Below are 23,678 nucleotides of genomic sequence, written 5' to 3'. Positions count from 1 at the left end.
AGAGCACGTGGCTGACGAGGAAAGACTCCGCGAATACCTCAAGCGGGCCATCGCCGAGGCACGCGATGCGCGCAAGCGCCTGCGCGAGGTCGAGGACAAGCAGCATGAGCCGGTGGCCATCGTGGGGATGGCGTGCCGGTATCCCGGTGATGTCCGTACCCCGGACGATCTGTGGCGGCTGGTCGCGGAAGGCACCGACGCGATCGGGCCCTTCCCCGACAACCGGGGCTGGGACCTGACCGGGTTGTACGACCCGGACCCCGACAAGCCCGGAACCTCCTACACACGCCATGGCGGGTTCCTCTACGACGCCGACCGCTTCGACGCCCCCTTCTTCAACATCAGCCCCCGCGAAGCCACCGCCATGGACCCCCAACAACGCCTCCTGCTCGAAACCAGCTGGGAAGCCACCGAAAACGCAGGCATCGCACCCACCACCCTCCACGGCACCCGCACCGGCGTCTTCTGCGGCGTCATGTACAGCGACTACACCTCACGCCTGCCCACCACCCCCACCCACACCGAGGCCTACGGCTTCACCGGCAACTCCCCCAGCATCGCCTCCGGCCGCATCTCCTACACCCTCGGCCTCAAAGGCCCCGCCATCACCATCGACACCGCCTGCTCCTCCTCCCTCGTCGCCACCCACCTCGCCACCCAAGCCCTGCGCACCAACGAATGCGACCTCGCCCTCGCCGGCGGCGTCACCATCATGTCCGCCCCCACCACCTTCATCGAATTCAGCCGCCAACGCGGCCTCTCCCCCGACGGCCGCTGCAAAGCCTTCTCCCACACCGCCGACGGCACCGGCTGGAGCGAAGGCGCCGGCATCCTCCTCCTCGAACGCCTCTCCGACGCCCAACGCAACGGCCACAAAATCCTGGCAGTGATCCGCGGCTCCGCCATCAACCAAGACGGCGCCAGCAACGGCCTCACCGCACCCAACGGCCCCTCCCAAGAACACGTCATCCGCCAAGCCCTGGCCACCGCCGGACTCACCCCCACCGACATCGACGCCGTCGAAGCCCACGGCACCGGCACCACCCTCGGCGACCCCATCGAAGCCCAAGCACTCCTCGCCACCTACGGACAAAACCGCGACCCCCAAAACCCCCTGTGGCTGGGCACGCTGAAGTCCAACATCGGCCACACCCAAGCCGCCGCGGGCGTCGGCGGCATCATCAAAATGGTCCAGGCCATGCACCACCACACCCTCCCCAAAACCCTCCACGCCGACCAACCCACCCCCCACGTCGACTGGAACACCGGCGCGGTCACCCTCCTCACCGAACCCATCCCCTGGCCCGAAACCGGACGGCCCCACCGCGCCGGCATCTCCTCCTTCGGCGTCAGCGGCACCAACGCCCACCTCATCCTCGAACAAGCCCCGGAGGAGCCCAGCCCGTCCCCCGCGCCCGCTGACGACGGTGTGCCGGGGCCGTGGCTGCTGTCCGGCCACACCGAGGAAGCCCTGCGCGCCCAGGCCACCCAGCTCCACACCTTCATCAACGCCAACCCGCAACACCCCGTGCACGACGTGGGATTCACCCTCATGACCACCCGCGCCCGCCTCACCCACACCGCAGCCGTCATCGCCCAGGACCGCGAAGGATTCCTCACCGGCCTCACCGCCCTCGCCAACAAAACCCCCTCCCCCCACATCCACCACGCACCACCCACCACACCGACAACACCCCGCACCGCGTTCCTCTTCACCGGCCAGGGCAGCCAGCACCCCGGCATGGGCCGCGAACTCCACACCGCCTTCCCCGCCTTCGCCGACGCCTACGACACCATCTGCGAACACCTCGACCCCCACCTGCCCCAACCCCTCAAAACCATCGTCTTCGCCGACGACAACACCCCCCAAGCCGCACTCCTGCACCAGACCCAATACACCCAACCCGCCCTCTTCGCCCTCGAAGTCGCCCTCTACCGACTCCTCGAACACCACGGCGTCACCCCCGACCTCCTCCTGGGCCACTCCGTCGGAGAAATCGCCGCCGCCCACACCGCAGGCGTCCTCAACCTCACCGACGCCTGCACCCTGGTCACCGCACGCGGCCGCCTCATGCAGTCAGCCCCCACCGGCGGCACCATGACCGCCATCCAAGCCACCGAAAACGAAATACGAACCTCACTCGCCCCCTACACAGGCCTCCTCGACCTCGCCGCCGTCAACGGACCCACCTCCACCGTCATCACCGGCGACACCCAAGCCGCCACCCAACTCGCCCAAACCTGGCGCGAAAAAGGCCGTAAAACCACCAACCTCACCGTCAGCCACGCCTTCCACTCACCCCACATGGACGGCATCCTCAACGACTTCCACCACATCGCCGCCACCCTCACCTACACACCACCCCACACCCCCCTCATCTCCAACATCACCGGCCACATCGCCACCACCGAAGAACTCACCAACCCCGACTACTGGACCCGCCAACTGCGCCACACCGTCCGCTTCCACGACGGCATCCAAACCCTCCACCACAACAACATCACCACCTGCCTCGAACTCGGCCCCGCACCCATCCTCACCGCCCTCACCCGCAACTCCCAGGCCGACAACCCAAACACCCCCCAAACCTTCCCCACCCTGCGCCCCGGCCACCCCGAACCCCACACCTACACCACCGCCCTCACCCAACTCACCCTCCACGGCGCACCCCTCAACCCCCAACACCTCTTCCCCCACGCCCACCACACCACCCTCCCCACCTACCCCTTCCAACGCCACAACTACTGGCTCGACGCTCCTGCCCCGGCAGGTGACGCCGCCGGTCTGGGGCTCGCGCCCGCGGGGCATCCGCTGCTCGGCGGTCTGACGAGCCTCGCGGCGGGCGACGGGCTGCTCCTCTCGGGCCGGCTCTCGCCGCGCACGCACCCCTGGCTCGCCCAGCACGTGATCGCGGGCTCCGTGCTGGTACCCGGAGCAGCGGTGGTGGAGCTGGCGGTCACGGCGGGCGACCGGGCCGGACGGGGCGGGCTGCGCGAACTCGTTCTCGAAGAGCCGCTGTTCCTCCCCGACGAGGGCGTCCGGCTCCAGATCACCGTGGGCCCGCCGGACGCCTCCGGTGAGTGCTCCGTCGCCGTCCATTCGCGCCGGGAGTCCGCGGCGGACGCGCAGGAGTGGGACGAGGACGAGTGGACCCGGCACGCGTCGGGCGTACTCTCCGCAGCCGTCACCGACACCGGCACTGACGCCGGCGCCGTCACCGACAATGGCGCCCAAGCGGCGGCCGAGCAGGAGGCCTGGCCCCCGCCGGGTGCGCGGCCGCTCGCGCACGAGGGCGTGTATGAGCGCCTGACCGAACTGGGGTACGCGTACGGCCCGGCCTTCCAAGGGCTGCGTGCCGCCTGGCGTTCGGGCACGGACCTGTACGCGGAGGTGGCACTGCCCGAGGAACTGCACGCGGAGGCCGCCGAGTACGGCATCCACCCCGCTCTCCTCGACGCGGCTCAGCACGCGCTGCTGCTCGGCTCCCTGGCCGGCGGCGAGGAGGGCGGCGCCGATGATGCGTCGCCGGAGGCGCTGCGCCTGCCGTTCGCCTACGACGGTGTCACCCTGCACGCCTCCGGAGCGACCCGGCTGCGGGTGCGCCTGGCCCTGAGGGAGGGCGGCGGCGCCGTCCTGACCGCGACCGACCCGGCCGGGCAGCCCGTGCTGTCCGTCGGCTCCCTGGCCCTGCGTCCGATGGCGGCCGACGGTTTCGCCGCCGTACGTGACGGCGGGACCCGCGAGGGGCTGTACCGCGTGGCGTGGCAGACGGTTCCGCTGTCCGCCGACGAGGCCCCGGCCGGCCGGTGGGCCGCGCTGGGCACCGGCGTGGCGGGCATCACCGCCGTTCCGTACCAGGATTTCGACGCCTTGGACGCGGCCCTGTTCTCCGGCGAACCGGCGCCCGATGTCCTGGTGCTGCCGTGCCGTACCCATGACGACCGGCTGGGAGAGGTCCCCGCGACCCATGCCGCCGTGCGGGAGGCGCTCACCGTCGTACAGCGCTGCCTCGCCGACGAGCGGCTGCGGGCGACGACGTTCCTGTTCCTGACCCGGGGGGCGGTGGCCGTCGCCCCCGGCGAGGATGTCCGCGACCTGCCCGGTGCCGCCGTACACGGTCTGCTGCGCACCGCGGCGAGCGAGCACCCGGGCCGCTTCGCGCTCCTGGACAGCGACAGCGACGGCGACGACCTCGCCCAACTGCCGGCGGCGGCCGCCGTCGCGGTCGCCGCCGGGCTGCAACTCGCTCTGCGCAAGGGGTCGTTGCACGCTCCCCGACTGGCGCGTACCCGCCGCCCGCAAGCTCCCGCGTCGCCCGCCCGGCTCGACCCGGAAGGCACCGTCCTGATCACCGGTGGCACCGGCGGTCTGGGCCGCCTGGTCGCCCGGCATTTGGCCGACCGGCACGGCGTACGCCATCTGCTGCTGTGCAGCCGCAGCGGTGACGCGCCCGGCCTTGCCGCGGAGCTGGCCGAGTTCGGAGCGCAGGCCACCGTCGTCGCCTGTGATGTCACCGACCGCGCGCGCCTCGCCGAAGTGCTGGCCTCGGTGGCGCGGGAGCACCCGCTGACCGCGGTGGTGCACACCGCGGGCGTCCTCGCCGACGCCACCCTGGACAACCTCGGCGCCGACGCCGTCGACCGGGTGCTCGGCGCGAAGGCCGATGGCGCGCGTCATCTGCACGACCTGACGGCCGGGCTGCCGCTGGCCGCGTTCGTGGTGTTCTCCTCGATCGCGGGTCTCCTCGGCAATCCCGGCCAGGGCGCCTATGCCGCCGCCAACGCCCAGGTCGACGCCCTCGCCCAGCACCGCAGGGCCCAGGGGCTGCCCGCGACGTCCCTCGCCTGGGGATGTGGGACCCGGCAGCGGGAGGCATGACGGCGGAGCTGTCCGAAGCGGACGTCGCCCGGTGGGCCCGCATCGGCGTCCTTCCGCTGAGCGCGCGGCGCGGCATGGAGCTGTTCGACGCGGCCCTGGCCTCGGATGAACCGCTGCTCGTGCCGGTCGAGTTGGACCTGGCCGCGCTGGGTGACGCGGGTCGCACGCCGCCCCCGCTGCTGCGCTCCCTCGCGCCTCCCGGCCGCCGTCGGGCCCAGGGGACGGGCCCGCAGGACGGTGCCACCTCGTGGGCGGCACGGACCGCCGGGCTGCCGGGCGCCGAACGCCGGCGCGCGGTGGAGGAGTTGGTGCGTACGCAGGTGGCCTCCGTGCTCGCCCTGCCGGGCACGGCGAGCGTCACCGCGGGCACGGCTTTCCGGGACCTCGGCCTCGACTCCCTGTCAGGCCTCGAACTGCGTGGTCAGCTCGGCGCGGCGACGGGAGTCAAGCTGTCGGCCACCACGGTCTTCGACCACCCCACGCCGACGGCCCTCACGGACCACCTCATGGCACAGCTGGGCTGGACGGACGCCTCGGAGACCGACGCCCCGGAGACCGCCACGCCGCGCCCGGCGCAGGTCCCGGCCACCGGTGTGCAGGACGACCCCATCGCGATCGTGGGGATGGCGTGCCGGTATCCCGGTGATGTCCGTACCCCGGACGATCTGTGGCGGCTGGTCGCGGAAGGCACCGACGCGATCGGACCCTTCCCCCACAACCGCGGCTGGGACCTCGACAACCTCTACCACCCCGACCCCGACCACACCGGAACCTCCTACACACGCCATGGCGGGTTCCTCTACGACGCCGACCGCTTCGACGCCCCCTTCTTCAACATCAGCCCCCGCGAAGCCACCGCCATGGACCCCCAACAACGCCTCCTGCTCGAAACCAGCTGGGAAGCCACCGAAAACGCAGGCATCGCACCCACCACCCTCCACGGCACCCGCACCGGCGTCTTCTGCGGCGTCATGTACAGCGACTACACCTCACGCCTGCCCACCACCCCCACCCACACCGAGGCCTACGGCTTCACCGGCAACTCCCCCAGCATCGCCTCCGGCCGCATCTCCTACACCCTCGGCCTCAAAGGCCCCGCCATCACCATCGACACCGCCTGCTCCTCCTCCCTCGTCGCCACCCACCTCGCCACCCAAGCCCTGCGCACCAACGAATGCGACCTCGCCCTCGCCGGCGGCGTCACCATCATGTCCGCCCCCACCACCTTCATCGAATTCAGCCGCCAACGCGGCCTCTCCCCCGACGGCCGCTGCAAAGCCTTCTCCCACACCGCCGACGGCACCGGCTGGAGCGAAGGCGCCGGCATCCTCCTCCTCGAACGCCTCTCCGACGCCCAACGCAACGGCCACAAAATCCTGGCAGTGATCCGCGGCTCCGCCATCAACCAAGACGGCGCCAGCAACGGCCTCACCGCACCCAACGGCCCCTCCCAAGAACACGTCATCCGCCAAGCCCTGGCCACCGCCGGACTCACCCCCACCGACATCGACGCCGTCGAAGCCCACGGCACCGGCACCACCCTCGGCGACCCCATCGAAGCCCAAGCACTCCTCGCCACCTACGGACAAAACCGCAACCCCCAAAACCCCCTGTGGCTGGGCACGCTGAAGTCCAACATCGGCCACACCCAAGCCGCCGCGGGCGTCGGCGGCATCATCAAAATGGTCCAGGCCATGCACCACCACACCCTCCCCAAAACCCTCCACGCCGACCAACCCACCCCCCACGTCGACTGGAACACCGGCGCGGTCACCCTGCTCACCGAACCCATCCCCTGGCCCGAAACCGGACGGCCCCACCGCGCCGGCATCTCCTCCTTCGGCGTCAGCGGCACCAACGCCCACCTCATCCTCGAACAAGCCCCGGCAGCCGCAGACACCGCTTCCGCCGCCGATGAGCCGGAGCTTCCCGGGCTGCTTCCGTGGGTGGTCTCCGCGCGTGGCGAGCAGGCGTTGCGCGCCCAGGCCGCGCAGTTGCGGCCGCTCGCCGCCGGGTCCGGCGTCGCCACGGCGCTCGGACGGTCGGACCTCGACATCGGCCACTCCTTGGCTGTCTCCCGCTCTCCCCTCACGGACCGGGCCGTGGTCCTCGCGGCCGACCGCGCGGAGCTGCTCGGCGGTCTGGACGCGCTGCGTCGCGGCGAGCGGGCGCGGAACGTGGTGACCGGCAGCGCGACAGGGCAGGCCCGTACCGCGTTCCTCTTCACCGGCCAGGGCAGCCAGCACCCCGGCATGGGCCGCGAACTCCACGCCGCCTTCCCCGTCTTCGCCGACGCCTACGACACCATCTGCGAACACCTCGACCCCCACCTGCCCCAACCCCTCAAAACCATCGTCTTCGCCGACGACAACACCCCCCAAGCCGCACTCCTGCACCAGACCCAATACACCCAACCCGCCCTCTTCGCCCTCGAAGTCGCCCTCTACCGACTCCTCGAACACCACGGCGTCACCCCCGACCTCCTCCTGGGCCACTCCGTCGGAGAAATCGCCGCCGCCCACACCGCAGGCGTCCTCAACCTCACCGACGCCTGCACCCTGGTCACCGCACGCGGCCGCCTCATGCAGTCAGCCCCCACCGGCGGCACCATGACCGCCATCCAAGCCACCGAAAACGAAATACGAACCTCACTCGCCCCCTACACAGGCCTCCTCGACCTCGCCGCCGTCAACGGACCCACCTCCACCGTCATCACCGGCGACACCCGAGCCGCCACCCAACTCGCCCAAACCTGGCGCGAAAAAGGCCGCAAAACCACCAACCTCACCGTCAGCCACGCCTTCCACTCACCCCACATGGACGGCATCCTCAACGACTTCCACCACATCGCCGCCACCCTCACCTACACACCACCCCACACCCCCCTCATCTCCAACATCACCGGCCACATCGCCACCACCGAAGAACTCAGCAGTCCGGATTACTGGACCCGCCAACTGCGCCACACCGTCCGCTTCCACGACGGCATCCAAACCCTCCACCACAACAACATCACCACCTGCCTCGAACTCGGCCCCGCACCCATCCTCACCGCCCTCACCCGCAACAGCGGAACCGAAGAAGAGGAAGGCCGGGCCATCAACGCCACACCCCTCCTCCGCCCCGGCCACCCCGAACCCCACACCTACACCACGGCCCTGGCGCGGTGCCACGCGGACGGCGTCGACGTCGACTGGGGCCGGTTCCTGCGCGGCGGGCGCACCGTGCCGTTGCCCACCTACCCGTATCAGTACGAGCGCTACTGGCTGAGCGCACCGGCCACCCCCCTGGCCCGTGCCGCCGGCCACCACGGCCACCCCGTGCTCGACGGGGGCACGGAACTGGCGGGCGGCGGAGGGCTGCTGTTCACCGGTGGTCTCGACGTGCGCGCCGAGCCGTGGCTCGCCGATCACACCATCGCCGGTGACGTGATGCTGCCCGGCGCGGGTGTCGTGGAGCTGGCGCTGTACGCCGCACGGCGCGCCGGGGCCGGTGCGGTGTCCGAACTCGCGCTGGAGCGGCCACTGTTGGCCGGGCGGCCCGTCGCGGTGCAGCTCGCCGTCGGCGCGCCCGCCGACGACGGCAGCCGCTCCCTCGCGCTCTACTCCCGGCCCGCGGACTCGCCGGAAACCGGATGGATCCGGCACGCCACCGGCACGCTGGCACCGGCCGGACCCGCCGCGCCGCCCGGCCACCTCACCCCATGGCCGCCGCAGGACGCGTCTCCGGTCCCGCTCGACGGCCTGTACTCCCGGCTGGCCGAGCGCGGTTACGCCTATGGGGCCGCCTTCCAGGGGCTGCGTGCCCTGTGGCGTGACGGAGCGGACCTGTACGCGGAAGTCGCGCCGCCCGCCGAGGTGAGCGGTGGCGGCGGTTTCCTGCTGCACCCCGCCGCCCTGGACGCCGCCCTGCACGCCCTGCTCGGCGCCGGTGGCCCGGAGAGCGGCGACGACGCCCGGCTCCTCGTACCTTTCGCGTGGAGGGGTCTGACCCTGTACGGCGACTTCGACGCCGAGGGGCCGTTGCGCGTACGTCTGCGGCGCGGCGAGGGCGCCGCCTACCGCCTGCTCGTCGCCGACGGCACCGGCGCCCCCGTACTCGACGCCGACGAACTCGCCCTGCGTGAGCTGCCGTCGGCCACGGCCCGGCCGGCCGGCGGCGCCTCGCTGTTCGCCCTGCACTGGACCGGCGTCACGCTCGACGGGCCCACTCCCGCGGGGCCCTGGGCCGTGGCCGGTCCGGACGGCGACGGAGCGCGTGACGCCGTGCGGGCGGGCGGCGTGACGGTGCGCGCCCACGCGGGCCTCGACGAGCTGCTCCGCTCCCCGGACGGCGGCACGGGGGTTCCCGAGGTCGTCGTCCTCACACCCGGCGCACCCGCCGCGCACAGCGACCTCGCCGCCACCGGGGCGGAGACCCGGGAAGTCCTCGGTGCCGTCCAGCGCTGGCTCGCCGACGAGCGGTGCGCCTCCAGCCGGCTCGTCCTCCTCACCCGGGACGCGGTCGCCGTGGAAGAGGGGGAGCGTCCGGACCCGGCTCTCGCCGCGGTGTGGGGCTTGGTGCGCGCCGCGCAGTCGGAGCACCCCGGGCGGTTCACGCTGATCGACACCGACGGGCGTTCGGAGTCGCTGCGCGGCCTCGTACCGGCCGCCGCGTCGGACGAGCCCCAACTCGCTCTGCGCGCAGGACGATTGTTGGTGCCGAGGCTGCGCGTGCACACGCCTGGGCCGGCGGATGCGGCACCGTTCGGTGCGCACAGCCGGGTTCTGATCACCGGCGGTCTCGGCTCTCTGGGGCGCCTGGTGACCCGGCATCTGACGGAGCGTCATGGTGTACGGGAGCTGGTGCTCACCGGACGGCGCGGTCTGGGCACGCCCGGGGCCGAGGAGTTCGTCGCCGGGCTGGAGGCCACCGGTGTCCGGGTGACCGTCGCGGCCTGCGACGCCGGGGACCGCGCCGCCCTGGCCGCCGTCCTGGAGGGGCTCGCGCAGCCGCCGACCGCGGTGGTGCACTCGGCGGGTGTCCTCGACGACACCGTCGTCGAGGGGCTGACTCCTGAGCGTCTGGACGCCGTTCTGCGGCCCAAGGCCGAGGCCGCCGTCCATCTGCACGAGCTGACCCGGCACCTGGACCTGTCCGCGTTCGTGCTGTTCTCCTCCCTCGCGGGCACGGTGGGCAGCGCGGGACAGGGCAACTACGCGGCCGCCAACGCCTTCCTCGACGCCCTCGCCCACCGGCGCCACGCCGAGGGGCTCCCCGCCGTGTCGCTGGCGTGGGGGCTGTGGGCCGACGGTGGCGAGGAAGGGGCGGAGGGGGCCGCGGCTCCCGGAGGCGGCCTGGGCGGGGAGTTGGGCGCCACGGACCTGCGGCGCCTGTCCCGCTCCGGTGTCACCGCACTGCCGGTCGAGGAGGGCCTCGCCCTGTTCGACGCCGCCGTCGCGGACGCCGCGCCCGTCCTGGTGCCCGCCCGTCTCGACCTGAGCGGACTCGACGCGCGGTCGGCACCGGCCGTCCTGCGGGCTCTCGCCCCGGCCGCTGCGCCGCGCGGGCCGGCGGCCGAGCGGCCCGCCGAGGACCCGGCCGCCGTGCTGCGCGACCGCCTGGCCGGAGCGCCCCGCAACGAACAGCGGCACATCGTCCTCGAAGCCGTGCGGGCGGAGGTCGCCACCGTCCTCGGGCACGCCTCCCAGGAGCGGGTCGCGGCGGCCGACCGCTTCCAGGACATGGGGTTCGACTCCCTGACCTCCCTCGAACTGCGCAACCGGCTCAGTTCCGTCACCGGCGTGCGGCTGCCGCCGACGCTCGTCTTCGACCACCCCACCCCCGGCGCCCTCGCGGTCCGCCTCGCCTCCGACCTCGCCGTCGGGCCCGACGCGTCCGACGAACCCGCGGAATCCGCTGAACCCCACGGGTCCGGCGGCGCGCCGTCCGGCACCGAGGGCGCCGACGGGCCGGGACACGACAACGCCCTGGACACGATGACCACCGATGAACTGGTCCGCCTGGCTCTGGGCGCAGGCCGCACCGACCAGCCCCGGCACGGAACCGATGGAGACTCACGATGACGGCCACATCCCACGAGCAAGTCGTCGACGCGCTGCGGGCGGCGTTGAAGGACAACGAGCAACTGCGGACCGCAGCCGCACGGCAGGCCGAGCGTGCGAACGGCCCGATCGCCGTCGTCGGCATGGCCTGCCGCTTCCCCGGCGGCGTGGCGTCCCCGCAGGACCTGTGGCGGCTGGTCTCTGACGAGGTCGACGCCATCGGCCCGTTCCCCGCCGACCGCGGCTGGGACCTGACCGGGCTGTACGACCCCGACCCGGAGCGGCCGGGCACGTCGTACGTCAAGGAGGGCGGGTTCCTGTACGACGCGGCGGAGTTCGACGCCGACTTCTTCGAGGTGTCCCCCCGCGAGGCACACGCGATGGACCCGCAGCAGCGGCTTCTCCTGGAAACGGCGTGGGAGGCGTTCGAGGACGCCGGGCTCGACCCCGCGGCGCTGCGCGGCAGCCGTACGGGGGTCTTCGTCGGCACCATGTACGACGACTACGGTTCCCGGCTGTCCCCCGCGCCGGCCGAGTACGAGGGCTACCTGGGTCTCGGCAGCGCGGGCAGCGTCGCCTCCGGGCGGCTCGCCTACACCTTCGGCTTCGAGGGGCCCGCGCTGACCGTGGACACGGCCTGCTCGTCGTCCCTCGTGGCACTGCACCTGGCCGGTGCCGCGCTGCGCCGCGGCGAGTGCTCCCTGGCGCTCGCCGGGGGCGCCACCGTCATGGCGACGCCGGCGCCGTTCGTGGAGTTCAGCCGCCAGCGCGCGCTCTCCACCGACGGGCGCTGCAAGTCGTTCGCCGCGGCCGCGGACGGCACCGGCTGGTCGGAGGGTGCCGGGCTGCTGCTCCTGGAGCGCCTGGAGGACGCCCGCCGCCTCGGACACCCCGTCCTCGCCGTCATACGCGGCTCCGCGGTCAACCAGAGCGGCGACAGCAACGGCCTGACGGCGCCCAGCAGCCGCGCCCAGGAACTCGTCATCAAGCGGGCCCTCGCCGCCGCCGGCGTCTCCCCCGCCGAGGTCGACGCCGTCGAGGCGCACGGCACCGGCACCTCCCTCGGCGATCCCATCGAGGCGAGCGCCCTGCTCGCCGCCTACGGCACGGACCGCCCGGCGGGCCGCCCGCTCCACCTGGGCTCCTTGAAGTCCAACATCGGCCACACACAGACCGCGGCCGGGGTCGGCGGTGTCATCAAGATGACGATGGCGCTGCGGAACGGTGTGCTGCCGAGGACGCTCCACGCGGACGAGCCCACGCCCCATGTGGAGTGGGCGGAGGGGAAGCTGGCGCTGCTGACCGAAGCGCGGCCGTGGCCCGAGTACGGGCGTCCGCGGCGCGCCGCGGTGTCCTCGTTCGGCATCAGCGGCAACAACGCCCACATCATCCTGGAGCAGGCCCCCGAGCCCGGTACCGCCGACGACGCGGACGTCGCGCCCGGGGCGGCGGCGCCGCTGCCCGTCATCCCCGTCGCCCTGTCGGGGCACAGCGAAGCCGCGCTGCGCGCGCAGGCCGCGCGGGTCCTCGACCGGCTGACCGCCGGGCCCGCCACGCCCACGGACCTCCTCGACCTCGGCTTCTCCCTGGCGACCACCCGAGGTCACCTCACGCACCGCGCGGTCCTGCTGCCCGAGGGGCTCGATGGCCTGCCCGGCCTGCTCGACGGGTTGCGCGCCCTCGCGGAGAACTCCGGTGCGAGCACGGCCGTCCAGGGCAAGGCCGTCGAGGGCCGCAACGCGTTCCTCTTCGCCGGGCAGGGCGCCCAGCGGCCCGGCATGGGCGAGGAGCTGTACCGCACCTTCCCGGTGTTCGCCGCCGCCTTCGACGCGGTCCGTGCCGAGCTGGACCCGCGTCTCGACCGCCCCCTGAGCGAGGTCGTCTTCGCGCCCGAGGGCTCCGCCGAGGCGGCGCTGCTGCACCGCACCGAGTACACCCAGCCCGCCCTGTTCGCCTACGAGGTCGCCCTGTTCCGCCTCTTCGAGTCCTGGGGGATCCGGCCCGACGCGGTCCTCGGGCACTCGGTCGGCGCGCTCGCCGCGGTGCACGCGGCGGGTGTGCTCTCCCTCGCCGACGCGGCCGAACTGGCCGTGGCGCGCGGGCGGATCATGCAACGCCTCCCGGAGGGCGGCGCCATGGTGGCGCTGCGTACGGACGAGGAGACGGCCACCGCGCTGATCGCCGGGCGCACCGACCGCGTCGCCGTCGCGGCGGTCAACGGCCCCGCCGCCACGGTCCTCTCCGGCGACCGGGACGAACTGGCCGCCGTGGTCGCGCAGTTCGAGGAGACGGGCGGCAAGGCGACCTGGCTGAAGGTCGGCCACGCCTTCCACTCCCCCCTGATGAAGCCGGCCCTCGACGAGCTGCGCACCGTGGTCAGCGGCCTGACCTTCCATGAGCCGCGGCTCACGGTGGTCTCGGACCTGACCGGGGAGCCGGCGCGGCCGGACACCTTCGCGGACCCCGAGTACTGGGTCCGGCACGCCGCCGAGGCGGTCCGCTTCAACGACGGTGTCCGGGCCCTGTCGGGGCTCGGCTGCGACCGGTTCCTGGAGGTGGGCCCGGCGGGTGACCTCACCGCGATGGCCGCCGACTGCCTCGCCGGCGGGGCCGCCGCGCCCGAGCTGATCCCGGCGCAGCGCCGCCGGCAGCCGCAGGCGACCGCCGTGCTGACCGCGATCGCCCGGCTGCACGCCGTGGGCGCCGAGGTCGACTGGGCCGCCGTGTTCCAGGGCCGCGGGGCGCGCCGCGTCACGCTGCCGACCTACCCCTTCCAGCGCCGCCGTTACTGGCTCGACCTGCCCCGGCGCACCGGTGACGTACGGTCGGCCGGGCTCACCGGGCTCGACCATCCGGTGCTGACGGCCGTCGCCGACGTACCGGAGCCGGGCGGCACCCTGTTCACCGGACGGCTCTCGCACACCGCGCTGCCGTGGCTGGCCGACCACCGGGTCGCGGGCCGGGTGCAGCTGCCCGGCACCGCCCTGCTCGACCTGGTGGTGAGCGCCGCCCGCGCGGCGGAGTGCGAGGTGGTCGGGGAACTGCGGCTGGAGGCGCCCTTGGCCGTGCCGGACGGCGCGGAGGTCGACCTGCGGGTGTTCCTCGCTGCGGCCGGCCCCGACGGCGGCCGGGCCGTCACCGTGCACGCCCGCCGCGCGGACGTCACCGGGCCGTCGGCCTGGACCCGGCACGCCCACGGCACCGTCTCCCGGCGGACGCCTGGCCCGGACTCCGGGCGGCGGATCGCGCTGCCCGAGGGCGCCGTCCCGCTCGACGTACGGCCCGACGACCTGTACACCGCCCGGGCGGCCGGGGGGGCGGCCCACGGACCGGCGTTCCGCGGGGTCCGGGCGCTGTGGCGGCACGGCGCGCAGACGTATGCCGATGTGGTGCTGCCCGAGGGGGTCCGCCCCGGCACGCACACGCTGCATCCCGCGCTGCTCGACGCCGCCCTGCACGCGCCGACGGCTGTGGACACCGCCGGCGGAGAGGGGGCGGCGGGCCGGGGTGTGCTGCCGTACTCCTGGACCGATGTACGCGTCCACGCTGCCCTCGGCGACCGGGTGCGGGTGCGGGTGACGCCGACGGGGGCGGACACGGTCGCGGTCGACATCACGGACCCCGACGGTGTGCCGCTGGCGTCGATCGGCGCTCTGGCCCTGCGGCCGGTCACGCCCGGCGACACCGCAGCCGTCGACGAGGAGGAGGCGGACGGTCTGCTCCTGCCGCACTGGACGCCGCTGGCCGAGCTGTCCGGCGCGCCCGTCGAACGCTGGCTGGAGCTGGGGCCGGACAGCGGCCACGACGGCCGGGCGGTGCTCACCGCGGCCCTGGCGACGGGGAGCCCGGCGCCCCGGACGGTCCTGCTGTCCTGCCCGCCGGTCGCGGCCCCGACGCCCACCGCCGTACGCGAGGCGCTCCACCGCGTCCTGGACGCCGTCCAGTTCGTCCTCGGTGACGACCGGCTGGCGGGCACCCGGCTCGTGGTCGCCACCCGTGGCGCCGTCACCGTGAACGGTGAGCGCGCGCTCGGACAGCAGCCCGCGCACCGCGCCGTCTGGGGTCTGCTGCGCTCCGCCCAGGCCGAGCACCCGGGCCGCTTCACGCTGCTCGACGAGGACGGCACGGCCGCCTCGCGGGACCTCTTCGCCGCGGCGCTGGCCACCGGTGAACCCGAGCTGGCGCTGCGCGGCGGCACCGCCTACCGGCCCGTCCTCGGCGCCACCGCGCCCGCGACGGCGCTCCGGCCGCCCGCCGCGCCGCACTGGCGTCTGGACCACGTCGCCAAGAAGTCCTTCGCCGGCCTCTCGCTGGTGCCCTGGCCGGAGGCGGAACGGCCGCTGGCGCCCGGCGAGATCCGGGTGCGGCTGCGGGCCGCCGGGCTCAACTTCCGTGAGGTGCTCCTCTCCCTGGGCGTCGTACCGGCGTCCGCCGACCCGGACGCCACCGCGCCCGGGCAGGGCGGCGAAGGCTCCGGTGTCGTCGTCGAGGTGGGGGACGACGTCACCGACCTGCGCCCCGGTGACCGGGTCCTCGGCCTGTTCACCGGCATCGGACCGACCACGGTGACCGACCGGCGCCTGGTGTGCCCCGTCCCCGACGGCTGGTCCTTCCGCCAGGCGGCCGCGGTTCCCGTGGCCTACCTGACCGCCTACTACGGCCTGGTGGAACTCGCGGACCTGCGCCCCGGCGAGAAGGTGCTCGTGCACGCGGGCACGGGCGGCGTCGGCACCGCCGCCCTCCAGCTCGCCCGCCACCTCGGCGCCGTGGCCTACGCTACCGCGAGCCCCGGCAAGTGGGACGCGCTGCGTGCCGCCGGGGTGCCCGACGAGCGCATCGCCTCCTCCCGCACGCCCGGCTTCGAGCGGCGGTTCCTGGAGCGGACCGGCGGCACGGGCGTCGACGTCGTCCTCAACTCCCTCACCGGCGAGTACGCCGACGCGTCCTTGCGCCTGCTTCCGCGCGGCGGCCGGTTCCTGGAGATGGGCAAGACCGACCGGCGCGCCCCGCACGAGGTCGCGGCGGCGCATCCCGGCGTCGCCTACCGGGCCTTCGACGTCCGCGACCCGGGCCCCGACCGCATCCAGGAGATGCTGCGCACCCTCCTCGGCCTGTTCGAAAAGGGCGTCCTGCGGCCGCCGCGGGTGTCGGCCTGGGACATCCGTGACGCGCCCGAGGCCTTCCAGTACCTGGCCGACGCCCGGCACACCGGCAAGGTCGTCCTCGACCTGCCGGACCCGGAGGAGCCCTGGGACACCACGCGGGCGGTGTTGATCACCGGCGGTCTCGGCTGGCTCGGCCGGATCACCGCCCGGCACCTGGTGGTGCGGCACGGCGTACGGCAGCTGGTCCTGATGGGCCGGGGCGCCCCCGGCCCCGAGGCGGAGCGCACCGTCGCGGAGCTGCGGGGCCTCGGCGCCGAGGTCCGTACGGTGGCCTGCGACGCCGCCGACCGCGACGCGCTGGCCGCCGCGCTGGACGGGCTCGCCCGCGACGGGGTCCGTCTGGGGGGCCTCGTGCACGCCGCGGGTGTCCTCGAAGGCGGCGTCGTGAGCGATCTGACGGCCGGCGGCTTCGAGCGGCCGCTGCGTCCTAAGGCCGACGCGGCGCTCAACCTGCATGAGCTGACCGCCGACCTGGACCTGTCCACGTTCGTCGTCTTCTCCTCCGTCGCGAGCACGCTGAACTCGGCGGGGCAGGGCGCCTACGCCGCCGCGAACGCGTTCCTCGAAGGCCTGATGGAGCAGCGGCACGCCGAGGGCCGACCCGGGGTGTCCGTCGTGTGGAGCCAGTGGGACGTGGGGGGCGGCATGGGCAGCACCCTCACCGACGCCCAGATCGCCCGCATGGGCCGCCTCGGCATCGTGCTGATGTCCGTCGACGAGGGCCTGGCCTTCTTCGACGCGGCGGTCCGCCGGAACCGGCCGGTGGCCATGGCGGGCCGCTGGGACATCGGCGCCCTGACCGCACAGCACCGCGCCGGCACCCTGCCGCGCCTGCTGGAGTCCCTGCTGCCCGGCGGCCGCGACGAGCCCGCGTCACCCGGTGGCACCGACAAGCCCGCCTCTCCCGGTGGCCCTGCGGGGCCCGCGTCACCCACGGCCGCCGAGGCGGGTCCGGCGGAGCACGCGGACGACTCCTCCGGGACACGCCCCGCACCGGGCGCCGGACCCTCCGGGGGCAGCGGCGACGCCTTCCTGGACCAGCTCCTCGGCGAGATCGCCGGGGTGCTCGGCCACGCCTCCGCCGCCGCGGTCGACCCGGGCCGCGCCTTCGACCACGCGGGCGTGGACTCCCTGGCGGCGGTGGAGCTGCGCAACCGGCTCGCGGCCCTGACGGGGCTCATGCTGCCGCCCACCTTCGTCTTCGACTGGCCGACCCCGCAGGACCTCGCCGCGTACATGCGCGAAGAGCTGTGGCAGCCCGGCGCCCAGGACACCGCCGCCGACTCCCCCCTTCTGCACGGCCTCGCGGAGTTCGAGGCCGCGCTGGCGGACCGCGCCGACCTGACGGGCGCCGAGCGCGACGCGGTACGGGAGCGGCTCGGCCGTCTCCTCGACCAGCTGGCCACCACCACCGAGAACGGGACACCGACGTCATGACCGAGCGCACCACCGCACCCGCATCCGCCCCGGCCGGGCCGCAGCCCGGCGCCGGGCGCTGGATCCGGGTCTTCCACCCCCGGCCGCGCTGCACCGCCCGCCTGGTGTGCTTCCCGCACGGGGCCGGCACGGCGCACGCCTTCACCGGGCTGTCCGGTGCGCTGCCGGACGACATCGAGCTGCTCTCCGTGCAGTACCCCGGCCGGGAGGACCGCAGGGCCGAGCCCTTCGCCGAGGACCTCTCGGCCCTGGCCGCCGGGGCGGCCGACGCCCTCGCCCCGTACGCCGACCGCCCGCTGTTCCTGCTCGGCCACAGCATGGGCGCGCTCGCGGCCTTCGAGACGGCCCGCCTGCTGGAGCGGCACGGCCGCGTGGCCCGGCTCTTCGTCTCCGCGGCCCGGCCGCCGTCGAGCGACTGGGAGGAGCCCGACCTCGACACGCGGGAGGACGCCGCCCTCGCGGACGGGCTGCGGCACCTCGGCGGCGTACCCGAGGCGCTGCTGCGGGAACCGGACTTCCTCGCGGAAGTGCTGCGCATGCTGCGCGCCGACCACCGGCTGCTGCGCCGCTACCGGTGCGCCGAGGACACCACCGTGAAGGCGCCCCTCACCGTGCTCCTCGCCTCGGCCGACCCGAAGAACACCCTGGAACAGGTGCGGGACTGGACCCGCCACACCACGGCCGGCCACTCGGTGGAGATCCACACCGGTGGGCACTTCGCGCTGACGGAACGGGTCGGCGAGGTCGCGAAGCTGCTCACCCGGTACATCGAGGGCGATCTGGCGGCCCGTGCCGGTGGCGTACCGGCCGACCTGGTGCGGGAGATCTACGTGGCGGGCCCCGAGGGCCGCGCGGGACAGCTCACCACGGACCTCACGGCGTTGGAGGAGGCGGCCCGCGCGGTCCTCGACCCTGCCACCCACGGGTTCCTGGCGGGCAACGCGGGAACCGGCGCGACAGGGCGCGCCAACCGCGAGGCCTTCGACCGGTGGCGGGTGGTGCCGCGGGTGCTGCGCGGCGTCACGCGGCGCGACCTGTCGGTGTCCCTGCTGGGCCGGCGGCTGCCCGTGCCGGTCCTCCTGGCGCCGGTCTCCGCCCAGACCGTGGTGCACCCCGAGGGGGAGCTGGCCGCCGTGCGGGGCGCGGCCGACGCGGGGGTGCCCTTCGTCCTGTCCTCCTTCTCCTCGCACAGCATGGAGGAGGTCGCGGCGGCCGCGGGCCCGGGGCCGCGCTGGTTCCAGCTCTACTGGCCCTCGGACGAGAAGCTGACGGCGTCCATGGTCCGCCGGGCCGAGGCGAGCGGCTACACGGCGCTGGTGCTCACCGTCGACAACCCCGGCTTTGGCTACCGGCCCGCCGACCTGGACCACGGCTTCCTGCCGTTCGTACGGGGCACGGGGCTCGCCAACTACACGGCCGATCCGGTGTTCCGGGCGGCGCTGCCCGCCGGCGCCGGTACCGAGGCGGTCGTCCGGCACTGGGCGAGCGTCTCCGGTGATCCCTCCCTGACCTGGGACCGGCTCGCCCGGCTCCGCGAACTGACCGGGCTGCCCCTCCTCGTCAAGGGTGTCCTGCACCCGGACGACGCGCGCCTCGCGGTGGCGCACGGCGCGGACGGCGTCATCGTCTCCAACCACGGGGGGCGGCAGCTGGACGGCACGATGGCCGCGCTCGACTGCCTGCCCGCGGTGCGTGCCGCCGTCGGGGACGGCGTCGCGGTGCTGATGGACTCCGGAGTGCGCACCGGCGGTGACGTCGTCAAGGCCCTGGCCCTCGGCGCGGACGCCGTCCTGTACGGCAGGCCCTACGTGTACGGCCTGGCCCTCGGCGGGCAGGGCGGGGTCCACCACGTCCTGCGGTGCCTGCTCGCCGAGCTGGACCTGGCGCTGACGCTGTCCGGCCACGACAGCGTGGCGGCCCTCGGCCCGCAGCTGCTCGCCCCGGCGGGCCCCCTCGCCACGCCGGGACCGGCCAACGTACCGTCTACTCGGCACAGTTGAGGGCAGCCGGACCTGGGCACGGCACCAGCCCGTCGGCACGACACGAGGATGAAAACGATGACCGCTCTGCCGGAAGACCCGTCGTCACCGATCGGTGAGGACGACCGCGACGCGGCCGTGCAGCGCCTGAAGGACGCGTACGCCGAAGGGCACCTGTCCCTGGCGGAGATGGACGCGGGCCTGCACGGGGCCCTGACCGCCCGGAACCACGGCGAACTCGCGGCGGCCGTGTCCGTGCTCCCGGCGGAGGTTCCGGGCACCACGTCCACGATCGCCGCCGCCGGCGGGCGGATTCTGCGGCGCGGCGCGTGGCGGGTGCCCCGGTTCCTGAAGGTGGAGTCCGCGTTCGGCCGGGTGCGGCTGGACCTGTCCCGGGCGGTCATCGAGCACCGGGTGGTCGACATCGAGCTGCAACTGGGCACGGGCAGGGCCCGGATCACCGTCCCGCGTGATGCGACCGTCGAGCTGGAGGGGCTCAACACGGGGTGGAAGGACGCCCTCTACAAGCCCCGGCGGCGCTCCGGCGGCGGCGCGGGGCCGAGGATCCGGGTCTCCGGGACCATGGGGTTCGGCCGCCTGAGGATCCGCCACGCGTGGCGCTGAGGCCACGCGTGGCGGTGAGGCGCCGGGGGCTCGCAGTGCTGCGGGCGCGGCGCCCTCAGCCGGCGTGCCGCCCGGTGTCCTCCGGGAGCGTGTCCGGCCAGCGCGGCAGGATGCCCTGGGCCCGGGCCTGTTCGAGGGTGGGCGCCCGCGCGTCCTTCGCCGAGAGCAGCGGGGGCTCGGTGAACCCCCACGGCAGGGCCAGCTCCGGATCGAGCGGGTCGATCTCGAACTGGGTGCCCGGCACATGGGTGGTCGACAGGGCGTAGCTGATGCACGTCTCGTCGGTGAGGGCCAGGAAGCCGTGGCCGAGGCCCTCGGTGACGTGCACGGCGACGCCGTTCTCCGCCGTCAGCAGGGTGGTGGTGTGGTGGCCGAACGTGGGTGAGCCGACGCGCAGGTCGACGACGATGTCGCGGAACGCGCCACGCACACAGGTGACGTACTTGGCCTGGCCCGGCGGTATGCGTACGCCGTGCAGGCCGCGCAGGGTGTTCCGCCTCGACACGGAGTAGTTGATCTGGCGCACCGTGAACGGGCGCCCGAGCGCCTCACTGACCAGGTCCGCCCGGAGCGACTCGAAGAACACCCCGCGGGGGTCGGGGTACTTGTGCGGGGTGATGACGTAGGCGCCGGGAACGGCGGCCGTCTCCTGGATCTCCATGGCTGTCCTCACGCCTCCTCATGTGCGGCGGCCGTCATCGGCGGCGGTGACGGTCCGCGAGCAGCTCCAGTTCCCGCACCGCCTCGGCCGGTGTCGGCTGTGCGAGCAGTTCCTCCCGCAGCCGTCCGGCGCCCTCCCGGAACGCCGGCTCGTCCAGGAGCCGCACCAGCTCGTCCCGGATGTGCGCCCCGCTCAGCTGCGCCGCGTCGTCCCCCGGTATCCACCGGCCGGCGCCCGCGCGTTCCATGCGCGGACCGCGTTCGCCGATGTCCTGGAGGGCCCGGCCGACCATCAACTGCGGTATGCCGTGGGCGATCGCGTCCAGGAACGCGGGCACTCCGCCGTGGTGGATCACCGCCGAGCACGAGGGGATGATGACGTGCAGCGGCACGAACTCCACCATGCGCGTGTTGGCGGGGACCCGCCGCAGCTCCTTCTGGAGCTGCTCGGGCAGTGTCACGACCAGCTCGATGTCGAGGTCCGCCAGCGCGTCCAGCATCTCCTGCAACTGCTCGACGGAGAACGCGAGCGACGCCGGGTCCTTCTCCAGCGTCAGGCCGAAGGTGGCCAGGACCCGACGCTTCGCCGGGTCCCGGCGGGCCCAGTCCGGCACGGTGGAGGGCCCGTTGTACGGCAGGGCGCGCACGGCGATGTGGGGCACGTCCGAGGGGACGCGCAGTGAGCCGAGCATCTGCTCGACGCCGAACTGCCCGGTCACCATCTCCTCGGAGAACGGCACGCCGTACCGCTGCGCCCAGCCCGCGAGCCACTCCCCCAGCGGGTCCGCACGGTCCTGCGGGGCCTGCTGCTCCCGTACCCGCAGGAAGTGGCGCCGCATCCGGCCCTCGACGTCGATCTCGGTCGGCAGGCGGGCGTGGACCGCCCCGGTTGCGGCGGCCGCGATCGAACCCGCGTGGCTCAGCGAGTCCCACAGGACCAGGTCCGGCTGCCACCAGCGGCAGTACTCCACCAGCTCCTCGACCATGGCGTCGTTCATCGCCTTGAAGGTCTCGGTCAGGAAGCGGAAGCCCCAGAGCAGCCGCTCCCAGGTCAGCTCCTCCTCGCGGTTCTCGGACAGGTCGACCAGGATGTCGTCCCGCTCCCCGACCTCCGCCACGAGCTTCTGGTACAGCTCGGCCTGCGAGCGCTCCAGCTTCTCGAAGACGGGTTCATCGGAGCCGACGGGCACCGCGGTCAGGCCCGACCGGGTGATGGTGCCGGTCAGTTCCGGGCCGCTGGCGACGCGTACCTCGTGCCCCGCGGTCTGCACGGCCCAGGCCAGTGGCACGAGGGCCTGGAAGTGGGTCCGCCAGGGGAACGTGACAAACAGGACGCGCATAGCGCTTGTCTCCTCCGTGAGCCGCATCATCGTGACCTCTTGCCGGTGCCGCCGCGCCATGGGCCGGTCACCTCGTGAGCAGCGGCAGCTTCGAGACGCCGAGGACGTCCTCCAGCGCCATGAACTGCGGCGGGTTGTCCGGGTCCGTGCGCAGCTTCGGGTACCGGTCCAGGAGGATGTTCACCGCGAGGCGGCCCTCCAGGCGGGCCAGCGGCGCGCCGATGCAGAAGTGGATGCCGCGGCCGAAGCCCAGCTGCGGGTTGGGGTCGCGGTCGGGGTCGAACACGTGGGGCCGGGGGAACTGGCGCTCGTCCCGGTTGGCGGCGCCGAGCCAGAGCCTGACGAGGCTGCCCTTGGGCACCTTGACGCCCGCCAGTTCCGCGTCGGCGACGCTCGCGCGGACGGAGCCGGCGAGCGGGCTGAGGAAGCGCAGGGTCTCCTCGACCACTCCGGGGGCCAGGCCCGGGTCGGCCCGCAGGCGCGCCATCTGCTCGGGGTGGGCGTCCAGGCACAGCAGCATGTTGCCGATCGTCGCGCTGGTCGTGAGGTGCCCGGCGACGAGGAGTTCCCTGGCGAAGTTCACCACGGCGCGGTCGCTCAGGCGGTCGCCCTCGATCTCCGCCTGCACCAGCTTGGTGAGCAGGTCGTCCTGCGGCTTGACGCGCCGCTCGGCGACGTGGGCGTGCAGGTACTCCATCATCTCGGGGACCTGCCCCATGGCGGCCGCGACGTCGGCGTCGTCGCGCTGCACGCCCTCGCTCTCCACGGTCACCTCGCCCGCGGCGTCGACGATCCGGTCCACCCACTTCTTGAACAGGTCACGGTCGCCGTGCGGTACCCCGAGCATGTCGGCTATCACGATCACCGGCATCGGGTACGCGAGGTCCTCGACCAGTTCGAGGCTCTCCTTGCCCGCCGCCGCGTCGAGCAGTTCGTGGGTGATCCGGGTGATGCTCGGTTCGAGGTCGGCCACCGTCTTCGGGGTGAAGGCACGGCTGACGATCTTGCGCATCTTCGTGTGTTTCGGCGGGTCCGTCGCGCTCAGCGCGCCGTCACTCAGCGCCTCGCCCTCCGCGGCCTCGCCGAGCAGCAGCGCCTCCACGTCGGAGGAGTACGTCTTCGGGTCACCGTAGACCTCCAGGCACTCGGGGTATCCGTACACGTGGACCACGCCGCTCGCGTCGACCTCCACGGGCTGGTCGGGCTTGCGGTCCCACATCCAGAAGTACGCCGGGTTCACGCCCCAGCGGTCAGCGAGTTGCGTCACGTTCTTCTTCCTCTTTCCTCTTCGGGTCCACGGATCGGCTCGGGCGTGGCGGGTGGTGCCGGGCGTCAGGCGGTCATGGCCTCGCGCAGGCTCCTGGGCCGCAGGTCCGTCCAGTTCTCCTCGATGTGGGCGAGGCAGGCGCGGCGCTCCTGCGGGCCGAAGACGATCCGCCAGCCGTCGGGGACGTCGGCGAACGCCGGCCACAGGGAGTGCTGGTCCTCGTCGTTGACCAGGACGTGGAACGTGCCGGTCTCGTCGTCGAAGGGGTTCGTGCTCATGCTGG

General features: G+C 73.7%; 8 protein-coding genes and 1 pseudogene. 5 read left to right on the top strand and 4 right to left on the bottom strand.

Annotated features, from left to right (window positions below):
- Positions 1–25 precede the first annotated feature (25 nt).
- The 5 genes and pseudogenes from J2N69_RS36835 to J2N69_RS28855 all read left to right on the top strand — a co-directional run.
- Positions 26–9,099, top strand: a pseudogene (locus J2N69_RS36835) (type I polyketide synthase); the annotation flags it as partial.
- A gap of 9 nt (positions 9,100–9,108) precedes the next feature.
- A complete protein-coding gene (locus J2N69_RS36830) occupies positions 9,109–10,944 on the top strand; it encodes a type I polyketide synthase (RefSeq protein ID WP_456243089.1) in 1,836 nt (611 codons plus the stop codon).
- The gene (locus tag J2N69_RS28870; RefSeq protein ID WP_230903290.1) at positions 10,941–17,525 is read left to right on the top strand and encodes a type I polyketide synthase; all 6,585 of its coding nucleotides are present in this window, start codon (positions 10,941–10,943) and stop codon (positions 17,523–17,525) included. The genes J2N69_RS36830 and J2N69_RS28870 overlap by 4 nt, the downstream gene beginning before the upstream one ends.
- Complete coding sequence (locus tag J2N69_RS36565) at positions 17,522–19,525, top strand: alpha-hydroxy-acid oxidizing protein (RefSeq protein ID WP_330166838.1); 2,004 nt, start codon at positions 17,522–17,524, stop codon at positions 19,523–19,525. The genes J2N69_RS28870 and J2N69_RS36565 overlap by 4 nt, the downstream gene beginning before the upstream one ends.
- A 57-nt stretch (positions 19,526–19,582) precedes the next feature.
- Positions 19,583–20,128: a DUF1707 SHOCT-like domain-containing protein gene (locus J2N69_RS28855; RefSeq protein ID WP_230903289.1), complete on the top strand. Its 546-nt coding sequence runs from the start codon at positions 19,583–19,585 to the stop codon at positions 20,126–20,128.
- 55 nt (positions 20,129–20,183) lie between these two features.
- On the opposite strand, the gene J2N69_RS28850 is transcribed toward J2N69_RS28855, so the two are convergent.
- From J2N69_RS28850 to J2N69_RS28830, 4 genes are all read right to left on the bottom strand, one after another.
- Entirely contained in the window at positions 20,184–20,789 is a 606-nt protein-coding gene (locus J2N69_RS28850; protein ID WP_230904919.1) for a dTDP-4-dehydrorhamnose 3,5-epimerase family protein, read from the bottom strand.
- A 34-nt stretch (positions 20,790–20,823) separates the two neighbouring features.
- Entirely contained in the window at positions 20,824–22,128 is a 1,305-nt protein-coding gene (locus tag J2N69_RS28845) for an activator-dependent family glycosyltransferase (protein WP_230903288.1), read from the bottom strand.
- Between the two features lie 67 nt (positions 22,129–22,195).
- On the bottom strand, positions 22,196–23,395 hold the full coding sequence (locus J2N69_RS28835; RefSeq protein WP_269075642.1) for a cytochrome P450: 1,200 nt from the start codon (positions 23,393–23,395) through the stop codon (positions 22,196–22,198).
- 65 nt (positions 23,396–23,460) lie between these two features.
- A complete protein-coding gene (locus J2N69_RS28830) occupies positions 23,461–23,673 on the bottom strand; it encodes an MbtH family protein (RefSeq protein WP_230903287.1) in 213 nt (70 codons plus the stop codon).
- Positions 23,674–23,678: the final 5 nt, after the last annotated feature.

The sequence above is a fragment of the Streptomyces huasconensis genome, assembly GCF_021028635.1.
GTDB lineage: Bacteria > Actinomycetota > Actinomycetes > Streptomycetales > Streptomycetaceae > Streptomyces > Streptomyces huasconensis.
This window is presented reverse-complemented; position numbering and strand designations above follow the sequence as displayed.